The 21,771-nt window shown below is 41.5% G+C and carries 14 protein-coding genes; 9 read left to right on the forward strand and 5 right to left on the reverse strand.

Translation table 11 applies throughout. The features are described from left to right. Positions 1 to 113: 113 nt before the first annotated feature. Positions 114 to 2,054 carry an FAD-dependent oxidoreductase gene (locus ACM0OR_RS15295; RefSeq protein ID WP_414577144.1) on the reverse strand — a complete coding sequence of 647 codons (1,941 nt, stop codon included), beginning with the start codon at positions 2,052 to 2,054 and terminating at the stop codon, positions 114 to 116. A 397-nt stretch (positions 2,055 to 2,451) separates the two neighbouring features. On the opposite strand from ACM0OR_RS15295, the gene ACM0OR_RS15300 reads away from it, so the two are divergent. Next, positions 2,452 to 3,924: a BamA/TamA family outer membrane protein gene (locus ACM0OR_RS15300; protein WP_414577145.1), complete on the forward strand. Its 1,473-nt coding sequence runs from the start codon at positions 2,452 to 2,454 to the stop codon at positions 3,922 to 3,924. 147 nt (positions 3,925 to 4,071) lie between these two features. Here ACM0OR_RS15300 and ACM0OR_RS15305 read toward each other — a convergent pair whose 3' ends face one another. Beyond that, positions 4,072 to 7,215: a DUF4912 domain-containing protein gene (locus ACM0OR_RS15305; protein WP_414577146.1), complete on the reverse strand. Its 3,144-nt coding sequence runs from the start codon at positions 7,213 to 7,215 to the stop codon at positions 4,072 to 4,074. Positions 7,216 to 7,890: 675 nt separating this feature from the next. After that, positions 7,891 to 8,967, reverse strand: coding sequence for a PIN/TRAM domain-containing protein (locus ACM0OR_RS15310; protein ID WP_414577148.1), 1,077 nt, complete (start codon positions 8,965 to 8,967; stop codon positions 7,891 to 7,893). A 250-nt stretch (positions 8,968 to 9,217) separates the two neighbouring features. Between ACM0OR_RS15310 and hemW the strand changes: the two genes are divergently transcribed. After that, entirely contained in the window at positions 9,218 to 10,396 is a 1,179-nt protein-coding gene (gene hemW / locus ACM0OR_RS15315) for a radical SAM family heme chaperone HemW (RefSeq protein ID WP_414577149.1), read from the forward strand. 87 nt (positions 10,397 to 10,483) lie between these two features. Here the strand turns inward: hemW and ACM0OR_RS15320 are convergent, their stop codons facing one another. Next, positions 10,484 to 10,657 carry a hypothetical protein gene (locus ACM0OR_RS15320; RefSeq protein WP_414577151.1) on the reverse strand — a complete coding sequence of 58 codons (174 nt, stop codon included), beginning with the start codon at positions 10,655 to 10,657 and terminating at the stop codon, positions 10,484 to 10,486. A gap of 986 nt (positions 10,658 to 11,643) precedes the next feature. Here ACM0OR_RS15320 and ACM0OR_RS15325 point away from each other — a divergent pair. From ACM0OR_RS15325 to ACM0OR_RS15350, 6 genes are all read left to right on the forward strand, one after another. Next, positions 11,644 to 12,882: a sedoheptulose 7-phosphate cyclase gene (locus ACM0OR_RS15325; RefSeq protein ID WP_414577152.1), complete on the forward strand. Its 1,239-nt coding sequence runs from the start codon at positions 11,644 to 11,646 to the stop codon at positions 12,880 to 12,882. After that, a complete protein-coding gene (locus ACM0OR_RS15330; protein ID WP_414577154.1) occupies positions 12,879 to 13,712 on the forward strand; it encodes an O-methyltransferase in 834 nt (277 codons plus the stop codon). The genes ACM0OR_RS15325 and ACM0OR_RS15330 overlap by 4 nt, the downstream gene beginning before the upstream one ends. Before the next feature lie 3 nt (positions 13,713 to 13,715). Then, a complete protein-coding gene (locus ACM0OR_RS15335) occupies positions 13,716 to 15,101 on the forward strand; it encodes an ATP-grasp domain-containing protein (RefSeq protein ID WP_414577156.1) in 1,386 nt (461 codons plus the stop codon). A 153-nt stretch (positions 15,102 to 15,254) separates the two neighbouring features. Then, positions 15,255 to 17,900, forward strand: coding sequence for an amino acid adenylation domain-containing protein (locus tag ACM0OR_RS15340; protein WP_414577157.1), 2,646 nt, complete (start codon positions 15,255 to 15,257; stop codon positions 17,898 to 17,900). Positions 17,901 to 18,037: 137 nt separating this feature from the next. Further along, positions 18,038 to 19,594 carry an alkaline phosphatase D family protein gene (locus tag ACM0OR_RS15345; RefSeq protein WP_414577159.1) on the forward strand — a complete coding sequence of 519 codons (1,557 nt, stop codon included), beginning with the start codon at positions 18,038 to 18,040 and terminating at the stop codon, positions 19,592 to 19,594. Positions 19,595 to 19,651: 57 nt separating this feature from the next. Continuing rightward, complete coding sequence (locus ACM0OR_RS15350) at positions 19,652 to 19,816, forward strand: hypothetical protein (RefSeq protein ID WP_414577161.1); 165 nt, start codon at positions 19,652 to 19,654, stop codon at positions 19,814 to 19,816. Positions 19,817 to 19,923: 107 nt separating this feature from the next. Here the strand turns inward: ACM0OR_RS15350 and ACM0OR_RS15355 are convergent, their stop codons facing one another. Continuing rightward, positions 19,924 to 20,331, reverse strand: a complete 408-nt coding sequence (locus tag ACM0OR_RS15355) for a universal stress protein (protein ID WP_414577162.1) — start codon at positions 20,329 to 20,331, stop codon at positions 19,924 to 19,926. Positions 20,332 to 20,421: 90 nt separating this feature from the next. Between ACM0OR_RS15355 and ACM0OR_RS15360 the strand changes: the two genes are divergently transcribed. Next, the gene (locus ACM0OR_RS15360) at positions 20,422 to 21,624 is read left to right on the forward strand and encodes a phosphoglycerate kinase (RefSeq protein WP_414577163.1); all 1,203 of its coding nucleotides are present in this window, start codon (positions 20,422 to 20,424) and stop codon (positions 21,622 to 21,624) included. Positions 21,625 to 21,771: the final 147 nt, after the last annotated feature.

Raw genomic sequence — 21,771 nt, forward strand, 5'->3', positions numbered from 1 at the left:
GTTGGAGGGTTGCCTCCCGCCACAATCGCTCAGTGCCAGGTTCTACTTTTAAATAAAACCTCCTAGCTCACATCATTGCTAGGAGGTTTTATTTTATCTTGGATTTAGAATAGTCATATTTGCAGTAGTCCCTCTGGATTGACTGATAGAAGCGATCGCCTCTGCAAACCTTCGCGATGTAAAATCTCGTTGGCTGCTATTAATCCGCTACTAACTGCACGTTCCATTAAACCGCAGGGGAAGGGCATTTTTACCCAATCACCAGCAAACAATAAATTAGTAATATCTGTACTAGTTTCTGGCCTGTCTGCATAACTATGAGGTGGATAACCAGAAAAATTACGTTGATTTACCAATTCTCGATGTAGTACCTTGGCTTGCTTTAACTCAGGAACTATCTCATATAGTTCTTCTTCAAAGCTGGTGAACAAAGCTTCTTGGCTGGGAAATTCTTTTTCTTTATAACAGTAAGCGTGTAACTCAACGACACTACCACCAGTGCGTTGTGACCAATCAATGAATTGTTGTTGGATGCGATGATATAGAGTGATACTATCGGTTAACTGGTAACCAGATAGGGACGTAAAATTACTCTGTTTCCATTCAAAGTCGCGGTCAAACCAGAAACGACATACCGCAAAAGGATCAGCGATACTCAGTTTTTCTACTTGCGATCGCACGGTTTGATCAACATCGCCACTAATCTGCTTAAATAGTTGTTTAACTCCCGGCACATCAGTAGCAAAGACATAATAATCTGCGGTGATTGTCTGTGGAGCAGGTGAGTGAGAATTTATTGCTACTAATTGCAATTCATCATGTTTTTTATTCACAACTTGCAACTTCTGTAAATTGCGTTGAGCGGGGCCTTTCAAAACTTTACCATCAGCAGCAAATACTGCACCATGACAAGGACAATGAAACTTTCCGTCTGCGGCTTTTTTGACAGTACAACCTTGATGAGTACAAGTTAAAGAAATTGCTTCTTGACTACCAGAGGTTAAAGCAAAAACTTCATCTGCTGCACCGAAGTATTCTGTGTTTTTATCAGATATAACTGAGTTAGGGTGTACCCAAAAAGGTACATGAAGCTGATTGCTACCTAAATAATATTTTAAGCTGTGAATTTTACCATTTTCAGCGACGATTTCACTCACTTTTACATCAGTAAAAATTGTCCCTTTCTGCTTTTGTATTGATTTGATCATGGGTTGAATTAAACTTGTCCCCATATCATCTTTAGTACCATTAAAAGCCAAGCCTTCGGGGTTGCCAAAAAAATAAAAATGGAAGAACTGCATGAGTTCTCCCACACTCATCATATCGGGTGCATTTAAACTAGATTTGGCAAAGGGGAGAAAATACAAATCATATAAACCTTGAGGAAATTCGGTTGCTACCCAATCAGCAACCGAAATATTATCAAAGCGTTGATAGTTTTTCTCTCGCTGAAATCCTGTAATGGCTTGGAATACTTGTAGATGTTTGATTTTAGTTAAATTGATTCCCCATTGCAAGCGATTGGGAGAAGCGATCGCTAAATCGATAATATTCCAAGGAAAGGCTGAACTACTAGGGCGAAATACTTCCGGCTTGTATTGATCACCACGATAAAGAACGGCATAGAAATTTAAAGATTGAAAATTATCATTTATGCCTAGTTCTGTAACTATGCTGTTTAAATTATAATATTGCGGAAAAAAGCCATGAAAGCCATGTTCCATCATAAAGGTTTCACCAGCCGCTTCTATTTGCCAACTAGCAATTTTGCCTCCAAGTTGGGGAGATTTTTCTAATAGGGTGACAGTAAATCCCCTGTGACTTAATTCATAAGCACAAGCTAAACCTGCCAAACCTCCACCAATCACTACTACACTTTTCGATTGGTTCAATGTCCTTGGTAAATTGAGAGTATCTTGTTGAAATACTGCTGGTTTAGGCTTGGTAAACCGGGAGTAACCCGTAACCCCTGCAATTGCACCTATACCAAACACCTTTAATAAAGTGCGACGGGAGATAGTTGAAGATTCCGGCGAATTAAATGGTAGACTCATCGGTTAAAAACTTAACTTTTCACTTCGGAATTACTGGGATGAAATGCTAGCTGTCAATCAGTAGATTTCTAGAGGGTTTGTTACAAATCCTCTAAGATCACAAATGGATTGATTTTTGCAGAATCGAGGAAATTGTCAACTCATACTAGTAATTCAAAATACAAAAAATAAAATGCAAACTTTGGTATTCTAATGAATAAATTGAGTATCTGCAAACCTTGCTTTTTTCAATGAATTTTGCTGAGTAGCAAATAATTGCTCAAAACGGCATTAATTTGCGTTGGCGTAACCGCCCACCAGAGGCGATCGCTATCTAAGTAATTAACCTAATTTGTACTGGGTAATTGCTTACACTGGAGATTTAAGGCAAAATTAGTCACAGTAACTTGTTGCCGATATGCGTATTTCAACAGTTGTAGTTTTTATCGTGGGGATATTGCTGGGATGGGAACAGCTAGTCCTAGCGAACTCACCAGCAGATATTCCACACGGGATTAGTGCTGTAGAAATTAATGGGTATGCTAAATATGGAGGTTATGTAGAAGTACCCACAACGATTGAGTTTTCCCAGAGAATTGTCCGAGATATTCAAATTCGCTTTATTGATGAACGGGGTAGGTCGATTGATGACCAAGGAAAACCGATTCGAGGACGTACACAAAGAGACTTTCTTCTGGGTATTTTAAAACTCAAACCAGGTGAAGTATTCCGGGAAGATGTACTAGAAACAGACTTACAAAGATTGCGGACATTAGAATCTGTGGATTTTGTTAGGGCTTTTCCCCAAGAAAACAGCCTTGGTGTCAGCATCGTCTACGATATCAAAGAACGACGCTTTCCCACTTGGAATTTTGGTGCGGGGAGTAACAGTGATATCGGGCTTTACGGTCAAGTACGCTATCTAGATGCGAATATCAGTGGTGTCAATGACCAATTAAACACTACAGTTCAAGTTAGCGGCAAAGATGTTCAATATTCTAGCCAGTTTATTAGTCCTTACCGTGCAGCAGAACCAGAACGCTTTGGTTATAGTCTCAAAGTTTTTCGCGATCGCAAATTATCTCCAGTGTTCGATGATGATATCAGACTAGCCAACGGTGATCGAATCCGGGAAGGTAGATTTGGCGGTTCTTTCACCTTGTTGCGTTCCTCTGAGGATTGGGATACAGCTTTAGGTTTTAACTACACCAGAATTAGTCTGCGTAACCAAGATTATGATGTCGTCCCAGAAGATGAATTAGGAAATCAGCTTTCTGTCAGTGGTAAGGGGATTGATGACTTATTTACTGTATCTTTTAGTGTAAATCGAGATCAACGCGATCGCCGCAACAATCCGAGACAAGGATCAATCCTCACCCTCAGCACCGCCCAAGCAATTCCCATAGGATTAGGTAATATTTCTAGCAACCGACTACAAGGAAACTACATTCAGTATCTACCAGTCAATTGGCTAGGTAATGATAAGTTTTCTGACACTCCCGAAATGATAGCTGTAAATTTCCAACTGGGTACAATCCTTGGCGATTTTCCTCCAGCCGATGCGTTTAACCTTGGTGGTGCAAATTCTGTACGAGGTTATGGTTACGGAGAACTTGCTAGTGGTCGTAGTTATGGTTTAGCGTCTTTAGAATATCGTTTCCCGATTATTGAGTACATTGGTGGAGTTGTATTTACAGACTTCGCCTCAGATTTCGGTTCTGGTAAAACCGTCATCGGAGAACCTGGACTAGTGCGAGATAAACCCGGAAGCGGTTTTGGCTACGGCTTAGGAATGCGCCTCAGTTCACCCTTTGGCATATTGCGTGGTGACTTAGGAGTAAGCGACCAAGGAGAAGTAAGATTAGAATTCACCACAGGTCAGAAATTTTAACAATCCAAAATTTAAAATTTAAAATGGGCATCGGTCAATACTGCACCGATACTTTAAAACAGAAAAAATGAGTAACCTCTGTGCCTCAGTGTCTCTGTGGTTTAAATTAATTTATACTTACCACAAAGACACAGAAGTCAAGCAAATTTAGCTTTCCGAAGTCTCCTGAGAAAACTTCTTGTGCAGGCTAGTAGTTTGTTTCCCATTAGCAGCCGATACAGTGATGAGGTAATCAATTAAATCTTCTGAGAAGGGAACACGTAGATGGAATGTACCATCTGATTTGAGTGTGATAGGTTTACCCGCGATATTGACTGTTGCACCCGGTTCTGTTGCTCCGTGGATAATTAACTCAGCATCAGCTACAAACCAAAAGTCTCCGTAGGGACGACTAAAGACATGAACATTAGCTGAACGAGTTATATTTACCCAACTTTCCCCATCGGTAAAGTAGCCAATTTCTACCATGTAATCACGATCGCTATGGGGAATTGCTATATAGCGATCGCGAATAATTTCTTCACATTCATATTGCTGTATTAATGGGGGAGTTTGATAACTCAGGTCGATATTAGTGACATCATACAGCCGTAGTGCCAATTGAGAAATACCCGCATCCCGCAACATTTGTTGACGCATCTCAGAAATTTGCCAGGAAACATAAGCCCATTTAGGAGTGCGAGAGATGAAGAAAATTTGACTTTCTTCATCTTCTATGGAGTCATCTACAACTAGATTTTCTATGTAAGGACGACTGAAGACACGCACAACATCGGAACGAGCTATTTTCACCCAGCGATCACCTGCTGTTATATAACCAATTTCTACCATGTAGTTGCGATCGCTCTCTAGAATCGATACATAGCTATCAGTGATAGCTGCTTCATATTCGTACTGCTGTACCAAAGAGGGGTCTTGATAACTCAAGTCAATTTCTGTCACATCATAAAGTCGCAATGCTAATTGTGAGATGCCATTATCTCGCATTTGCTGGCGATCGCCGTGAGAAACATACCAAGAAACATAAGCCCATTCCGGGCTACGGGGTTTGAGAAAAATACTGCTCTCTTCGTCGTTATTTGCGACGTTGGCAGGTACTACATCCACTGTTGGTAAACTTTCTCCTGTGGTATCTGTTGTTTCTGGGTCAGGAGTATCCTGAATCCCATAAATACCCACCGCCGCCGCCCCAATGCCTAAACCTAGTGCTGCTGCACTACCAGCTAAATTTTCTAAATTAGTTGGAGGAGTATATTCTGTTTCTTCAAGTGTCTCATAATCGGGTGGTTCAGCCTCATCTGCCACCAAATTCAACGCATCTTCTGGAATCTCGGCCAACTGGGGTGGAACAGTCGGTAAATCTTCCCCATCCTCATCAGATAATTGAGGTGCAATTAACTCAGTGGTAGCATCTGTCTCATCAAATAGGGAGGTAATATCAATATCGGTTGCGTCGTCTAGCTGGGTTTCGCTAGACCATTCTATCTGCTCATCTGCCGTGTCTAAATCGCCAGGTATCACAACTGGCACATCAGCAAATGTGTCTGTGACTGCTAATTCAGTAGTAGCTTCCGACTGCTCAAAGATAGATTCTATATTGGTTGCATCTGGCTGGGGCAATTCCGTATTGAAATCACCAGCTAATTCTTCATCTACGATGTCTAAATTGCCTTGAGTCACATCTACATCTATATCAACAGGTGCATCCGTCATTGCTGGTGTTGATAATTCTCCTGCACCCTTAGTTTCTGGCTCTTCAGTCATAGCCCAGATGCTGGTTTCTATTTCCGGGCTAGCAGTAACTTCCGCCTCAATATTTGACTCACTCGATAAAGTCTCTGGAGTCTCATTTGTCACATCTTGAGTATTGCCAGTTTCTACGATTTGCGGATAGGAAGTGTTCACGATAGCAGCTGGTGCTTCCATATCCCAAGGAGATTGCTCTAACTCAGGCGGTAGGGGTAGGGGCGATTGAGTTACGTTGTCTTTAATATCTGAACTTTTGTCTGCATGGGCTAGAGTCCCCGACGCTGAGTCATTCAGAGTAGATTCTTCCCCAGATGCTGACGGTCGCCGCATAAACCACATTAGCGATCCACCAATAGCACCTATGGGTAACAGCAACCACCACAGCAAGTTTCGTCCATCGGTCTGGGGATTTTCAGGAGGTGCTATCACTGATGGCTGAGTGATGTTATTTACTGTAGAAGTGCTGTTACTATCCAAAAAAGGAGAAGCTGTGGCAGCTGGTGTAGTTATCGTCAAGGGCGCAGAGGTAACTTCCTCTGTGGGGGAATTAGTGGCTGCTGCGGCTTCTGTAGTAGCGGTTGGTGTTGTTTCCGGAGTGCTAGTAGGATTAGTAGCTGTGAGAAATACTGATGATTCACCTTTAGCGATCGCTTCTGCCTCAGCTATTCTCGCTGCTTCTATAGCCTGCTGTCCTTGGGGTGCTAAAGCAAATCCCAAAAAAGCTGCTACGCCAGGACTCGGATTTTTTTTGTAAACGTAAACAAAAGGCTGAGAAAAAGGATACTTCGGATCATCTGGTAAAGTGTCATGTAACTTCAGAACACGTACACCAGGGATTTTTGATACTTGATTAGCTCTGGCATAGCTAATCCCATCCTTACCCAATTGTTTAACAATTTCTGCGGTGTCATCCTGTGCTATTTGGGTAGCAGTCGCGCCTGTAGCAAACTTAGTACCTCGAAACACGGGATAGTTACTCAGTGCTTCCCGTGTGCCGCTATTATCTGGGCGATCAATTACCCGAATCTTACCGTTTGCGTTTCCCAATCGTGACCATCTGGTAATTCTTCCCTGGAAAATTCTGGCAAATTCCCGATCAGTCAAGCTGCCCTTAAAGGGATTGTCTGCTCCTACTATGATCGCAATTTTTTCTCGGTGCAATCGAGCTTGTTCCAAACCTTGAGCCTTTTCTTGTGGAGTCAGGCCTCGACCAATTGCCGCTATGTCGATTTGTCCATCTAACAGAGCTTTAATCGCCGCTTCCGTTCCATTGGCGGCAACTGCCACTTTTGTACCAGAGAAATTTTGCTCAAAACTCTGTTGCAAGTTTTGATTAAAGGCAGCAAAGCCACCAGAACCATCAATCTTCACCGTAGTCCCATCTACCACAGTTTGTGGCAATGGGAAAGAGGGTGTTTCAGTTCCAGATTGTGCCAGCACTGAGGCGGACACTAAAAGGTTTGTTGCTACGGGAGAGGTAGTTAAGGCTAGCAATAATGCCAGACGGACTATCCCACTATCTTGTTTTTCTTGTTGCCACATATGCTGCTTATCAAGGTACAGGAAACAGAAAGCCGACGAGTCTAAAATTCATATTTTCATGCAGGAGGAGACGCGCTCATTATACATCTGGTGTCAATTTTCTTTTAAGTCTCCCAAAATTTCTTTTAGTATAATTGAATACTTATGTTTTATGGGTATTAAGTAGTCTAATATAAAACTTTTGCTTATTATAGACAGTTAAATTAATTATCATAATCTAGAATAAGCGAGGAAAATCATCACAATTTTTATCATCTCTACTGTTCTGTTAAACCTACTTTGACGGTTGGAGAGACGCGATCAATCGCCGTGTCTACAGAATATCTATCTATTCATCAATTATTTCTTGACAGACTAATACTTCTTGCGCTTCTGAGCTTTCCACGTTCCACCATAAACGTAAAATGGGTTATTCTCACTCGCATCAGTCCAACATTCAGGACAGACAAAAACCCACTCTCCACCCAATACCTCTCGGTTAAGCTTATTTATTGCCAAAATTAGTGGAGGGTAACATGGCTAAAAACCTGAGAACTTCGTGAGTAAAATCATTTTAAGTTTTCTAACCGAGAAGTATTGACTCTCCACCTGCTTCAATTTTGACCCTATACAAAATCGGTGCAGGTTGACTGCACCGATTGCATAGTTTAACTCTATTTCCAACAGACATTTCCCTCACGCCAATGCTGAAGCTTGGGGTTTGGCGAAAATCATCCGTCCGGCTGTGGTTTGCAGTGCGCTGGTGACTACTACCCGCAGTTCACCACCTACATAGCCTCTACCTTCCTCGACGACAACCATTGTGCCATCGTCTAAATAACCAATACCTTGGCTGGGTTCTTTACCCTCTTTGAGAATTTTGAGGTCGAGATTATCTCCGGGTAAATAGGTAGGACGGACAGCGTTTACTAAGTCGTTCACATTTAACACTGGCACTTTCTGCACGCTGGCAACTTTAGATAAGTTGTAGTCATTGGTGAGGAGTGTGCCGTTAATTTCTTGGGCAAAGCGCACTAATTTGGCATCTACCGTAGGAATATCGTCATAATCAGATGGGTTGATAATAATTCGATCTGGATATGATTCCTTAACGCGGTTCAATATTTCTAGTCCACGCCTTCCCCGCACCCGTTTTTGGTCTTTACTCGCATCAGCGACTTGCTGCAATTCTTGTAAGACAAACTGTGGAACGATGATTTGGCCTTCTAGAAATCCGGTTTCTAGTAGTGTTTCAATCCGACCATCAATAATACAACTGGTGTCTAAAACTTTGGTGCTAGCGGGTTTGAGTGTCCCTTCCGCTACCATTGTTTCAACAGTATTAGGATTAATAAATCGCAATAAACCCCGTCCGTGGGTGTCGGCTAAATTCATGCCGGTAACGGATAGGATAATACTACCAACCACTGCTACTAGTGGTTTAATAAAACTAAAGTCTGCTGGAATGGGCAGTAAAAATAGCGGTGCTAGCATTAAGTTTGCTAACAATAACCCAATGACTAAGCCAATAGCACGGGTTAAAATTACTTCCAGAGGCATTTCTCGGACTTGGGTTTCTAAGCGGCGGTAACTTGTTTGAAAACTCAGCCCGATCGCACCGCCAATGATGGCGGCAAAAACTGCAACAGTTAGGCGTAGAGCGTCCAGATTCGTAACGCGATCTAATGACCCAGTGGGTAGTAAATCGGTGCTGTAGAACCCGATGCCTGCTACTGCCAGGATAAATGAGAGAATGATAATGGCATCAAGCATGGTTATGATGTATTCCTGCGACTGTTTTACCTAATCGAATCCAATATTGTAAATTTACTCCTTGAGAGAAACTAATCAATATTTACTTAGACTAGGGTTTGATGCAGGGAATGTCTGCAAATATTATAACTAAAGTGCTTTCTCTTAATATTTTTCATAGTTTTGTTAAAAACCGATAGAAAGTTGTAAAGAAACTACGCATTTTCATTATTTCTAATTTTCTGTTAATTAAGTGAATTTTTTCATTAATATGCCAAAAGTTAATAACTCTAGCATTGTCAGTTCTGCCTATGTACACATTCCGTTTTGCCGACGGCGGTGCTTTTATTGTGATTTCCCGGTGTTTGTGGTGGGCGATCACTCGCGGGGGGAAACGTCTGGTACTATCTCTCAATACGTTGAGATGCTCTGTCAAGAAATTTCTACTTCCCCAGCCTTTGGTCAACCTTTAAAAACAATTTTCTTCGGCGGTGGGACTCCCTCATTGCTATCCACGCCTCAGTTACAAAAAATTCTAGAGGTGCTAGAGAAGCGGTTTGGTCTGACTGCTGACATGGAAATTTCTATGGAAATAGACCCAGGAACATTCGATTTAGAGCATATTACAGGCTATCGTAGCGCGGGCGTAAATCGTGTAAGTTTGGGTGTACAAGCGTTGCAAGCAGAATTGTTAAAATTGGCAGGGCGATCGCACTCGGTAGCAGATATTTTTGCGGCTGTAGAATTAATTCACCAAACCCAAATTCCCGAATTTAGCATAGACTTGATTTCTGGGTTGCCGCATCAGTCTTTAGATCAATGGCAGGATTCTCTCACCAAAGCAGTAGCCATTAACCCTACTCATATATCTATATATGATCTCACCATTGAGCCAGGAACTGCTTTTGGTCGTTACTATCAACCTGGAGACAAACCTTTACCCACAGATGAAACCACAGTCACAATGTACCGCATGGCGCAACAAGTCTTAACATCTGCGGGTTATGAACATTACGAAATTTCCAACTACGCCCAAATCGGACATCAATGTCAACATAATCGTGTCTATTGGGAAAATCGACCCTATTACGGCTTTGGTATGGGAGCAGCGAGTTATCTAGAAGGTAAACGCTTCACTCGTCCCCGTACAACTAAAGAGTATTATCACTGGGTAAAAACTGGCTGTGTGATTGATTGTGAAGTCACACCCCCAGAAGAAATATTATTAGAAACTTTAATGTTGGGATTGCGTTTAGCTGAGGGTGTGAGTTTAACTGCACTCACCCAGAAATTTGGTCAACAGCAGATAGAAGCAATTCATCAATGTTTACAACCTTATTTTGCCAAAGGCTGGGTAGAAGTTGTAGACGATAGATTACGTTTACTCGACCCAGAGGGGTTTTTGTTTTCTAATGTAGTGTTAGCAGATTTATTTAATCAGTTGGGATAATCATACCCAATTCTGTATAGTATCTAATTTGTCAATAAGCAATAATACTTAAAACAGTGTTTAATACTATTGAAGCTGTAAAAATCATCAAATTTTTAAATTCTCAGGTGTAGGGGCAATACGTTGCGGATAAGATAATTTGCCAAAGTAATAACGCCTGTAGAGACTTTGCAATGCAGCGTCTCTACCCAACCCACCCATAACGTTAACCGAACCATATTGGGTGTAGGGATGCAAGATATACCTTTGGTCTAGGTGCAATGTTTTACGAACAATGTTATGTTTAGGAATGTAAAGTAACTCTTAAGCTATTCGGGCAGTTATAAAATCTGCTCAATGGATCTGAAAACCATGTCCCAAAGTATTTACAGCCTGTAATTTCTTTGGATTCAGTATGGTATTCATGGCTTAAAAATGAGGGTTAATTCATAAAGTTTTATTGCATATCTTTGCTGAAACTTTAATTACACCTTAAATTTCATAACTCTTTGTCTGTATCAACCAAAATAAAGACGCTAAATATTCTAGTGTTTTATCTTGGTGTAGATAAGCCTATAACTGTCATCAAATGTAGCAAGAGTATCCTCTTTTTTTAATTTAATTGGGGTCAATCTGTGCTGCCAATTTGCAGGAAAATATCCTCTGAATTAGATTCAAAATCTATCATTTAGCAAATCCTAATTTTGTTTGAGGTGCTAGGTGAAAAGTATGAAAAAGCTTGGTTATAAGTTCCTGAAAGTTCAGAATTTCTAATATATCCTATAGAAAATATCCAAAAAATCGATCCAATATTTTACAAACAATGTTATGTTTGGTAATGTAAAGAAAACTTAAGTGATTCGGGCAGTTTAAAGATACTGTCACAAGACTCTTTACAAAAGGTCTAGAGCTAAAAGTCTGTTTATTTTGACTACAGCCTAGTAACCAAAACTTAAAAGGAAGAGAAAATTAACGCAAGTTTTCTTATCCAAATTACAGGAGCGACTAAGTTTAACCAAGATTTAACATAATGATTACTATTCCTTTAAGAGCAAACTCCATATGAGCTTGGGAATATTCATTGGCATGATTTAAGTCTTGGATATCATCAGCAACTGTTACACAACGCCTTGTTTTATGAACTTAAGGTGTTGTGTACAATGCAAATTTCCAGCAAGCTCTGCTTAACCAGAAGCCAATAATTTCTAGTTAGGACGAGTGTATTAACCCAGTAAAACAGGCTATTTTTGTATCCAAAGGACTAAAAAATGAGCATCGTCCAAGCAAAGTTTGAAGCTACAGAAACAGCTTTCCATGTAGAAGGCTACGAAAAAATTGAGTATGACTTAGTGTATGTAGATGGAGTTTTTGCTATTAAAAATCAAGAACTTGCAGATGTCTATAAAAGTTTTGGGCGATGTTTAGCTGTTGTTGACGCAAATGTGAGTCAGTTTTACAGTAGTCAAATGCAGAAATATTTCCAGCATTATGGCATTGAATTGACGCTGTTCCCCATCACAATCACTGAACCAAATAAGACTATTCAAACTTTTGAAAAAGTTATAGATGTCTTTGCAGATTTCAAATTAGTTCGCAAAGAACCAGTCTTAGTAGTGGGTGGGGGTTTAGTTACAGATGTTGTCGGTTTTGCTTGTTCTACCTACCGACGCAGCAGTAATTACATCCGTATTCCTACTAGCTTAATTGGACTAATTGATGCTAGTGTTGCCATAAAGGTAGCAGTTAACCACAAGAAGCTGAAAAACCGTCTAGGTGCTTATCACGCTTCTCGCAAAGTTTTCTTAGATTTTTCCTTCCTGGGTACTTTACCAACAGACCAAGTACGCAACGGTATGGCGGAATTAGTCAAAATCGCCGTAGTTGCTCACAAAGAAGTATTTGAGTTGTTGGAGAAGTACGGGGAAGACTTACTACATACTCATTTTGGCAATCTTGACGCAGCTACTCAAACGCAAGAAGTAGCACATCAAGTCACCCATAAAGCTATCAAAAAGATGTTGGAATTAGAAGTACCTAATCTCCATGAATTAGACCTAGACAGGGTAATTGCTTACGGTCACACTTGGAGTCCGACATTGGAACTTGCGCCGCATATACCCATGTTCCACGGTCACGCAGTCAATATTGATATGGCTTTTTCTGCCACCATTGCGGCACGTAGAGGCTACATTACTACTCAAGAACGCGATCGCATTTTAGGATTGATGAGTCGCATAGGTCTAGCACTAGACCATCCCCTGTTGGATGTAGAGTTATTATGGCGTGCAACCCAATCAATTACTCTGACTAGAGACGGGTTGCTCAGAGCTGCAATGCCAAAACCTATCGGTGAGTGTCACTTCGTCAATGACCTAACAAAAGAAGAATTAGCCGCCGCTTTAGCTGAACACAAAGAACTTTGCAGCACCTATCCTCGTGGTGGTGAGGGTGTAGATATGTATCCCCTCAGCAGCCAGAAAGAACTTGTAGGGAGTGCTAAATCATGAGTAATGCGATCGCACCACCGACAGCTAGACCTGTCACACCCTTGGGAATCTTGACCCAGAAGTTAGAAGCCATTGTTCAAGAAGTCAACCAACACCAAGATTTACCGACTGATTTGGTAACTGAAATCAACCAAGCATGGCAGTTAGCCGCAGGTATCGACCCTTATCTAGAAGAATGCACTACCGAAGAATCAGTAGCCTTGGCTGTACTGGCAAAGATAACAGCCATAGAAGCTTGGGGTGAACGCTTTACCGCAGGTGCAACTGTACGACCTCTAGAACAGGAAATGCTCTCTGGCCATATAGAAGGACAAACCTTAAAGATGTTTGTTCACATGACCAAAGCGCAAAGAGTCCTAGAAATCGGGATGTTTACCGGTTATTCTGCCTTAGCGATGGCAGAAGCCTTGCCAGCAGACGGTGTATTGGTGGCTTGTGAAGTAGACCCTTACGCCGCAGAAGTTGCAAAGACAGCTTTTGGGCAATCTCCCCACGGTGCAAAGATACGTGTGGAATTGGGTGCAGCCTTAGCAACCTTAGAGAAACTAGCGGCGACTGGAGAAACTTTTGACTTGGTATTTATCGATGCCGATAAAAAAGAGTATATAGCTTACTTCCAAATGCTGCTGGATACCAGTTTGTTAGCACCGCAAGGTTTTATCTGTGTCGATAACACACTCCTACAAGGAGAGGTGTATTTACCTGCACACAAACGTAGCGTCAACGGTCAAGCGATCGCTGAATTTAATCATACCGTAGCCCTCGACCCCCGTGTTGAACAGGTTTTACTTCCCCTGCGCGATGGTTTGACGATTATCCGCAGAGTGTAAACTATGACACAATCTATTTCATTTAATTCCTCCCCTGCTACGCCGTCTCTAGGTTTAGAGATGAAAATAGCCGCAATTATCCAAAATATCCTGACTTTGGCTTTGTTATTATTAGCATTGCCAGTCAACGCTGCGATCGTTTTTATATCTTTGTTTTTGGGTGCTATTTTGCGTCCCAAAACTACGAAAATCAGCAACCCCAAAAATATCCTCATCAGTGGCGGTAAAATGACCAAAGCTTTGCAACTAGCAAGGTCATTCCACTCGGCTGGACATCGGGTTGTCCTCCTGGAAACCCATAAATATTGGTTAACTGGCCATAGATTTTCTCAAGCGGTGGATAAATTTTATACAGTTCCCGCACCAGAGAAAAACTCAGAAGCCTATATCCAAGCCTTAGTGGATATAGTCAAACGAGAAAACATAGATGTCTATGTTCCCGTCACCAGTCCAGTTGGGAGTTACTACGACTCCCTAGCCAAACCAGAGTTATCGCGTCATTGCGAAGTATTTCATTTTGATGCAGATATCACCCAAATGTTGGATGATAAATTTGCACTAGCGGAAAAAGCGCGATCGCTTGGTTTATCAGTACCCAAATCCTTTAAAATTACCTCTGGCGAACAAGTCATCAACTTCGACTTTTTCGGCGAGACCCGCAAATACATCCTCAAAAGCATTGCTTACGACTCAGTACGGCGTTTAGATTTAACCAAACTTCCCTGCGCCACCCCAGAAGAAACAGCCGCCTTCGTCAGAAGTTTGCCAATCAGTCCCGAAAAACCGTGGATTATGCAAGAATTTATCCCTGGTGAAGAATTTTGCACCCACAGCACCGTGAGGGATGGGGAATTAAGACTACACTGCTGCTGCGAATCATCAGCGTTTCAAGTCAACTATGAAAACGTTGAAAACCCTCAAATCGTGGAATGGGTGAGACACTTTGTTAAGGAACTCAAACTAACAGGACAGATTTCCTTCGACTTCATCCAAGCTGAGGACGGACAAGTATACGTCATCGAGTGTAACCCCCGCACACATTCAGCAATTACCACCTTCTACAACCACCCCCAGGTTGCAGAAGCCTATCTGGGAACAGAACCAATAGGTGAAACCTTACAGCCATTAGTAACCAGCAAACCAACTTACTGGACTTATCACGAAGTTTGGCGTTTGACTGGTATTCGTTCCTTCACCCAGCTAAAAAAATGGATGCTAAATATTTGGCGCGGGACAGATGCAATTTTACAGTTAGATGACCCCCTACCATTCTTAATGGTGCATCACTGGCAAATTCCTCTGTTGTTGTTGAATAATCTCCGTCAACTGAAAGGCTGGACGCGGATAGATTTCAATATCGGTAAGTTAGTCGAATTGGGAGGAGATTAGGAATTTTTATTTCACGCAGAGACACGGAGGCGCGGAGGAGAGATCAAACTCTGTCTCTTCATTCTTACTCTCTGCGTCTGGTGCGCCTCTGCGCGAGTAAATTACCCCCCAATTCCACAAAGCCGTTAACCGACATTCTTCCCCTCACCAAAAATGCAAACCACACAAATAAATCTCAACGCCACACAAAGAGACTACGACCTATCTCAAAGCTTACATGAGTTATTGACAGCGCAAGTAGAACGCACCCCCAACGCCATAGCTGTAACATTTGAACAGCAACAATTAACATATCAAGAATTAAATACTAGAGCCAATCATCTAGCACATTACTTACAAACACTGGGAGTCAAACTAGAAACATTAGTTGGTGTTTGTGTCGAACGTTCCTTAGAAATGGTTGTGTGTTTATTGGGAATTCTCAAAGCTGGCGGTGCTTATATACCAATTGACCCAGAATATCCCCAAGAACGCATAGCATATATGCTAGAAGATTCTCAGGTAAAAGTATTACTAACTCAAGAAAAATTACTCACTCAAATTCCTCAACATCAAGCTCATACTATTTGTATAGATACAGAATGGAAGAAAATCTCCACACAACCAAATACTAATCTTGAGAGTGACGTAAAACCAGATAATCTTGCTTACGTTATCTACACTTCTGGTTCTACTGGTAAACCCAAGGGTGCAATGAACACCCACAAAGGTATATGTAATCGCCTGCTGTGGATGCAAGAAACTTATCAAATTAATTCTACAGATAGTATCTTACAAAAAACACCATTTAGCTTTGATGTGTCTGTTTGGGAATTCTTCTGGACTTTATTAACAGGCACACGTTTAGTAATTGCTCAACCGGGAGGACATCGAGATAGTAGTTATCTTATTAATCTGATTATTCAAGAGCAAATCACTACTTTGCATTTTGTCCCCTCCATGCTGCAAATATTTTTGGCTAGTCGTGGTGTCGAAAAATGCACTTCCATTAAGAGAGTAATTTGTAGTGGCGAAGCCTTACCTTTAGATTTACAAAATAGATTTTTTGAGCGTTTGGACTGCGAATTACATAACCTATATGGGCCTACAGAAGCAGCTATTGATGTCACTTTTTGGCAGTGTCAAAAACACAGTAATTTAAAAACTGTACCAATCGGTCGTCCCATTGCTAACACCCAAATTTACATCCTTGATGAGCATTTACAGCCAGTTGATTTCGGTGCGATCGCTGAACTTTATATTGGCGGTGTAGGTGTAGCGCGAGGTTATCTCAATCGTCCAGAATTGACTGAAGAAAAATTTATTCCTAACCCATTTAAAGATTCAAAAATTGCATCAAAATATCTCTACAAAACTGGTGATTTAGCTCGTTATTTACCAGATGGTAATATTGAATATATTGGTAGAACCGACTATCAAGTAAAAATCCGAGGCTATCGTATTGAAATTGGCGAAATTGAAAATGTTCTCTCTTTACATCCGCAAGTTAGAGAAGCAGTAATTATTGCGCGTACTGATAACACAGCAGAGAAACAACTAATTGCTTATATTACCTACAATTCCGAAAAGCCAACACTCAATAGCTTGCGCTATTTCCTGAAATCAAAGCTACCTGATTTTATGATTCCCGCCGCTTTTGTGATGTTGGAAACTTTACCTTTAACTCCCAGTGGAAAAGTAGACCGCAAGGCTTTACCACAACCCGATATTTCTCATTTCAGTGAAAATAATGATTTTGCTGCTCCTCGTAATCAGGTAGAAGCGCAATTAGTCAAAATATGGTCAGAGATTTTAAACTTACCACAAATCGGGGTAAAAGATAACTTTTTTGCTTTAGGTGGTGATTCCCTCAAAGCACTGCATTTAATTTCCCGAATAGAACAACATTTTTCTAAAGAAATACCTCTGGCGACACTGTTAACGAATCCACTTATTACAGATTTAGCAATAGTTATTCAAGACTCTAATAATCAGATTCGTCATTCACCTTTAGTCCCAATTCAACCACAAGGTAAAAAGCAACCATTCTTTTGTATTCATCCTGCCGGTGGCCATGTTTTGTGCTACTTCAAATTAACTAATTACATAGGAAATGAACAACCATTTTATGGCTTGCAAGCTCAAGGATTTTATGGGGAAGAAGAACCCTTAACAAGAATTGAAGATATGGCCAGCCTCTATGTTAAAACTATCCGTGAATTTCAACCCCAAGGGCCTTATCAAGTTGGTGGTTGGTCATTTGGGGGAGTTGTCGCTTATGAGGTAGCACAGCAGCTAAAAAGGCAAGGACAAGAAGTGTCTTTGTTAGCAATACTTGATTCTTATGTCCCGATTTTATTAGATAAACAAAAACCAATTGATGATGTTTATTTAGTGGGTGTACTTTCTAGAGTATTTGGGGGAATGTTTGGTCAAGATAATTTAGTTACACCTGATGAAATACAAGATTTAAGTTTAGAAGCAAAAATCAACTACATCATCGATAAAGCGAGACAAGCTAAAATATTTCCTCCTGGTGTAGAACGTCAAAATAATCGCCGCATTTTGGATGTCTTAGTGGGAACTTTGAAAGCAACTTATGCCTATAAAAGACAGCCATATCCGGGGAAAGTGACTGTGTTTCGAGCCAGAGAGAAACATATTATGGCTGCTGATCCGACTTTAGTTTGGGTAGAGTTATTTTCTGTTATGGCGGCAGATGAAATCAATATTATTGATGTACCAGGAAATCATTATTCGTTTGTTTTAGAACCTCATGTACCAGTTTTGGCACAACGTTTAAAAGCTTGCATGAATTAATGAGTAAAGATCACAACTTTGTGCTGCCTTAACATTTTCTTAATCAGACTTTGATTCTAGGTTGGTAGGTTATTTTTACTTGATTGCAAGGTAAGTTAAAAATTGCCCCCCATATCTAAATCTTAGTAGGAGTGAGTATGGAATTTATTGGCGATCGCCTGCTCAAACGACGTAATTTTTTGCTAGGTGCAAGTTTTCTTACAGGTTTAGCCGTAATTAGCCAATGGCAGCCTGTAATGGCGCGAGGCCGGTTTTCTGACTATCCCTTCAAGCTGGGTGTCGCTTCTGGTGATCCTCTACCCGATAGTGTGGTGTTATGGACTCGTCTCGCACCAGCACCTTTGAATGGCGGCGGTATGCCATCCGTAAATGTACCAGTGCGATGGCAAATTGCACGGGACGAAAAAATGAGACAGGTTGTGCAGAGAGGCACGGTTTTGGCAACACCACAACTAGGTCATGCTGTCCACGTTGATGTGCAGGGGCTAGAGCCTAACAGTTGGTATTGGTATCAATTTACAGTTGGTAGTGAAGTTAGCCCCATTGGTCGCACTCGTACAGCCCCCGCACTTGATAGTTCAATTCAACAGCTAAACTTTGCCTTTGCCTCTTGTCAAGATTGGCAAAATGGTTTGTACACAGCTTACAAACACATGGCTAAGGAAGACCTAGATTTAGTTGTACATCTAGGTGATTACATCTATGAGTATGGCCCCAGAAATGGTGCGCCACGTCAGCATAATAGCCCGGAAATCATTACTTTAGCTGACTACCGCAACCGTTATGCTTTATACAAAAGCGACGTAAATTTACAAGCGGCTCATGCTAACTTTCCGTGGGTAGTAACTTGGGATGACCATGAAGTAGATAACAACTACGCCAATTTAACCCCTGAAGATAATCAAAGTCCAACAGCCTTTGAACAGCGACGAGCGAATGCTTACCAAGCCTACTATGAACATATGCCGTTGCGCCTATCGTCCCTACCAACGCAATCAAGTATGCTGCTGTATCGGCGATTAACCTTTGGTAATTTAGCAGAGTTCAATGTTTTAGATACTCGCCAGTACCGTACAGATCAACCTTGTTATGACGGACTAAAACCCCTGTGTGATGAAGCGTTAGATCCCCAAGCGACGATGACCGGCGCAGCACAAGAAGATTGGTTACTGCAAGGACTAGAAAAATCACAAGCACGCTGGAATGTAATTGCCCAGCAAACTATATTGGCTCAATTTGATTTTAATCCCAATCCTGGAATACAACTGTTTAATGTGGATCAATGGGATGGTTATGTAGCTGCGCGTAAGCGGTTGTTGAACTTTTTAGAACAGCGCAAACCTTCTAACCCAGTTGTGATTACTGGCGATATCCATTCCAGTTGGGTACACGATTTAAAAGCTGATTTTAATAATCCCCTATCAGCAACCGTAGGTACTGAGTTTGTCGGAACTTCCATTTCTTCCGACTTTCCAGCTAATTTTATTGCCCCAGTACAAGCTGCACTCAGCAGCAATCCCCATACAAAATTCTTTGATGGTGCTTACAGGGGTTATGTGCGTTGCAAATTGACTAAAGACAACTGGCAAACTGATTACCGTGTTGTTTCCAGCATTCTTGATCAAAATGCTACTATCAGCACCCTAGCTTCCTTTGTAGTAGAAAATGGACAACCAGGCGCACAAAAAGCTTAATCATAAATTTTAAATTAACAGAGAAGGGAAAGCGATCGCCTTTCCCTTCTTATATATATGCTTGTAGTAAGGACTTTAGTCCTAATCATATTTATTTTTGGCATCATTATTTGCACAGAAGATAGAAACTTAGAAAGACTAGCGAAACGCATTCATGAAGCGATCGCTGTAATTGAAGTTTTCACAGGAAAATTAATTCGAGTTAATCGTCCAGCAAAGTGAGTAATATTTGTCAAAGCAGTTGAATGCGGTGCGTCAAACTTCAATCAACGCACCACTAAGCACCCAAAACTCAGCACTCACCACTCAGCACTCACCACTCAGCACTCTCAAGGCACAATCAACACTGGACAAGGTGACAGATTAATCACGCGAGTAGTAACACTATCAGTTGCACCCTCTTCCGTTAAACCTAGTCCTCGACAGCCCATAATAATTAAATTTGCCCCAATTTCATCGGCAACATCACAGATAGTAAAGGCTGGTTTACCTTGCTTTTCCATAATTTCCGATGGAATACCTTGCCCAGAAAATAAAGCTTGAGCATCGGCTAAGAGTTTAGCAACCGCCTCTGGTGAGACCATTGGATCAGTTTTAGCTTCATCTGCGGCGGGTTCTTCCACCACAGATAGCAGCACTAAACGACTACGATATTTCTGCACGACATTAGCCACCACATCAGCAGCTTCCCGTGCTTCCCGACTTTGATCGATTGGAAATAAAACTGTGTTGAACATATATCTCTCCTCAGCACCCCGTACTCCGGTAAAATCTTGATGGTTATACTTTCAAAACGATAACAAAAAGGCAATCAGGAGGGTTTGGTAGTGTCCAAAAAAACTTTAGCAAGTTTATCTGCGGCTGATATTTCCGGTAAACGCGCCTTTGTGCGGGTTGATTTTAATGTACCTGTGGATGACCAAGGCAACATCACAGATGATACTCGCATTCGTGCTGCTCTACCAACCATTCAAGATTTAACGCAGAAGGGTGCTAAGGTCATTCTAGCAAGCCATTTTGGTCGTCCCAAGGGTGTGGATGACAAATTGCGCCTGACTCCCGTTGCAAAACGTCTATCTGAGTTGTTGGGTCAAGAAGTTGTTAAAACTGATGACTGTATTGGCGATGAAGCAGCTGCTAAAGTGGCTGCTTTACAAAATGGCCAAGTGCTATTGCTAGAAAATGTCCGTTTTTATAAAGAAGAAGAAAAGAACGATCCAGAATTTGCCAAAAAACTGGCAGCTAATGCCGATTTTTATGTAAATGATGCTTTTGGGACAGCACACCGCGCCCACGCTTCTACTGAAGGTGTAACTCATTATTTGAGTCCGGCTGTTGGTGGTTATTTGATTGAGAAGGAATTGCAGTATTTGCAAAGCGCAATTGAAGAACCCCAACGTCCTTTAGCCGCGATTATTGGCGGTTCTAAGGTTTCTAGTAAAATCGGCGTAATCGAAACCCTACTAGAGAAGTGCGACAAGCTAATCATCGGTGGGGGGATGATTTTCACCTTCTATAAAGCCCGTGGTTTGAATGTTGGTAAGTCTCTAGTAGAAGAAGACAAGCTAGAACTGGCGAAGTCTTTGGAAGCTAAGGCTAAAGAACGTGGTGTCACCTTCTTGCTACCTACAGATATTGTATCGGCTGATAAATTTGCCCCTGATGCCAATGCTACCACCGTCAGCATTGAAAATATTCCTGCTGATGGCATGGGTTTGGATATTGGCCCTGACTCGATAAAAGTCTTCCAAGCAGCTTTGGCTGACTGTAAGACCGTGATTTGGAACGGGCCGATGGGTGTATTTGAGTTTGATAAATTTGCTGCTGGTACAGAAGCGATCGCTCATACTCTAGCAGAAATCAGTAAAACTGGTACAACCACCATCATCGGTGGTGGTGACTCTGTAGCAGCTGTTGAAAAGGTAGGTTTGGCTGATCAAATGAGCCATATCTCCACCGGTGGCGGTGCTAGCTTAGAGTTACTCGAAGGTAAAGTCCTACCCGGTATTGCTGCTTTAGACGAAGCGTAATTAGAGGGACTGGGGACTGGGGATAAGGAAGTAAAGAGGCAAAAGAAAAAATCTTTTAACTTTTTTATGCCCAATTCCCAATTCCCAATTCCCAATTCCCAATGACTATTGACTATTAACTATTGACTATTAACGCTAAAACTTGGC

It is taken from the genome of Anabaena sp. CCY 9402-a, assembly GCF_963920945.1.
GTDB classification, from domain to species: Bacteria; Cyanobacteriota; Cyanobacteriia; order Cyanobacteriales; family Nostocaceae; genus Trichormus; species Trichormus minutissimus.

Excerpts from the sequence above, each read along its gene's own strand:
- ACM0OR_RS15295 (WP_414577144.1), bottom strand. The coding sequence starts at position 2,054 with ATGAGTCTACCATTTAATTCGCCGGAATCTTCAACTATCTCCCGTCGC.
- ACM0OR_RS15300 (WP_414577145.1), top strand. The coding sequence starts at position 2,452 with ATGCGTATTTCAACAGTTGTAGTTTTTATCGTGGGGATATTGCTGGGA.
- ACM0OR_RS15305 (WP_414577146.1), bottom strand. The coding sequence starts at position 7,215 with ATGTGGCAACAAGAAAAACAAGATAGTGGGATAGTCCGTCTGGCATTA.
- ACM0OR_RS15310 (WP_414577148.1), bottom strand. The coding sequence starts at position 8,967 with ATGCTTGATGCCATTATCATTCTCTCATTTATCCTGGCAGTAGCAGGC.
- hemW (WP_414577149.1), top strand. The coding sequence starts at position 9,218 with ATGCCAAAAGTTAATAACTCTAGCATTGTCAGTTCTGCCTATGTACAC.
- ACM0OR_RS15325 (WP_414577152.1), top strand. The coding sequence starts at position 11,644 with ATGAGCATCGTCCAAGCAAAGTTTGAAGCTACAGAAACAGCTTTCCAT.
- ACM0OR_RS15330 (WP_414577154.1), top strand. The coding sequence starts at position 12,879 with ATGAGTAATGCGATCGCACCACCGACAGCTAGACCTGTCACACCCTTG.
- ACM0OR_RS15335 (WP_414577156.1), top strand. The coding sequence starts at position 13,716 with ATGACACAATCTATTTCATTTAATTCCTCCCCTGCTACGCCGTCTCTA.
- ACM0OR_RS15340 (WP_414577157.1), top strand. The coding sequence starts at position 15,255 with ATGCAAACCACACAAATAAATCTCAACGCCACACAAAGAGACTACGAC.
- ACM0OR_RS15345 (WP_414577159.1), top strand. The coding sequence starts at position 18,038 with ATGGAATTTATTGGCGATCGCCTGCTCAAACGACGTAATTTTTTGCTA.
- ACM0OR_RS15350 (WP_414577161.1), top strand. The coding sequence starts at position 19,652 with ATGCTTGTAGTAAGGACTTTAGTCCTAATCATATTTATTTTTGGCATC.
- ACM0OR_RS15355 (WP_414577162.1), bottom strand. The coding sequence starts at position 20,331 with ATGTTCAACACAGTTTTATTTCCAATCGATCAAAGTCGGGAAGCACGG.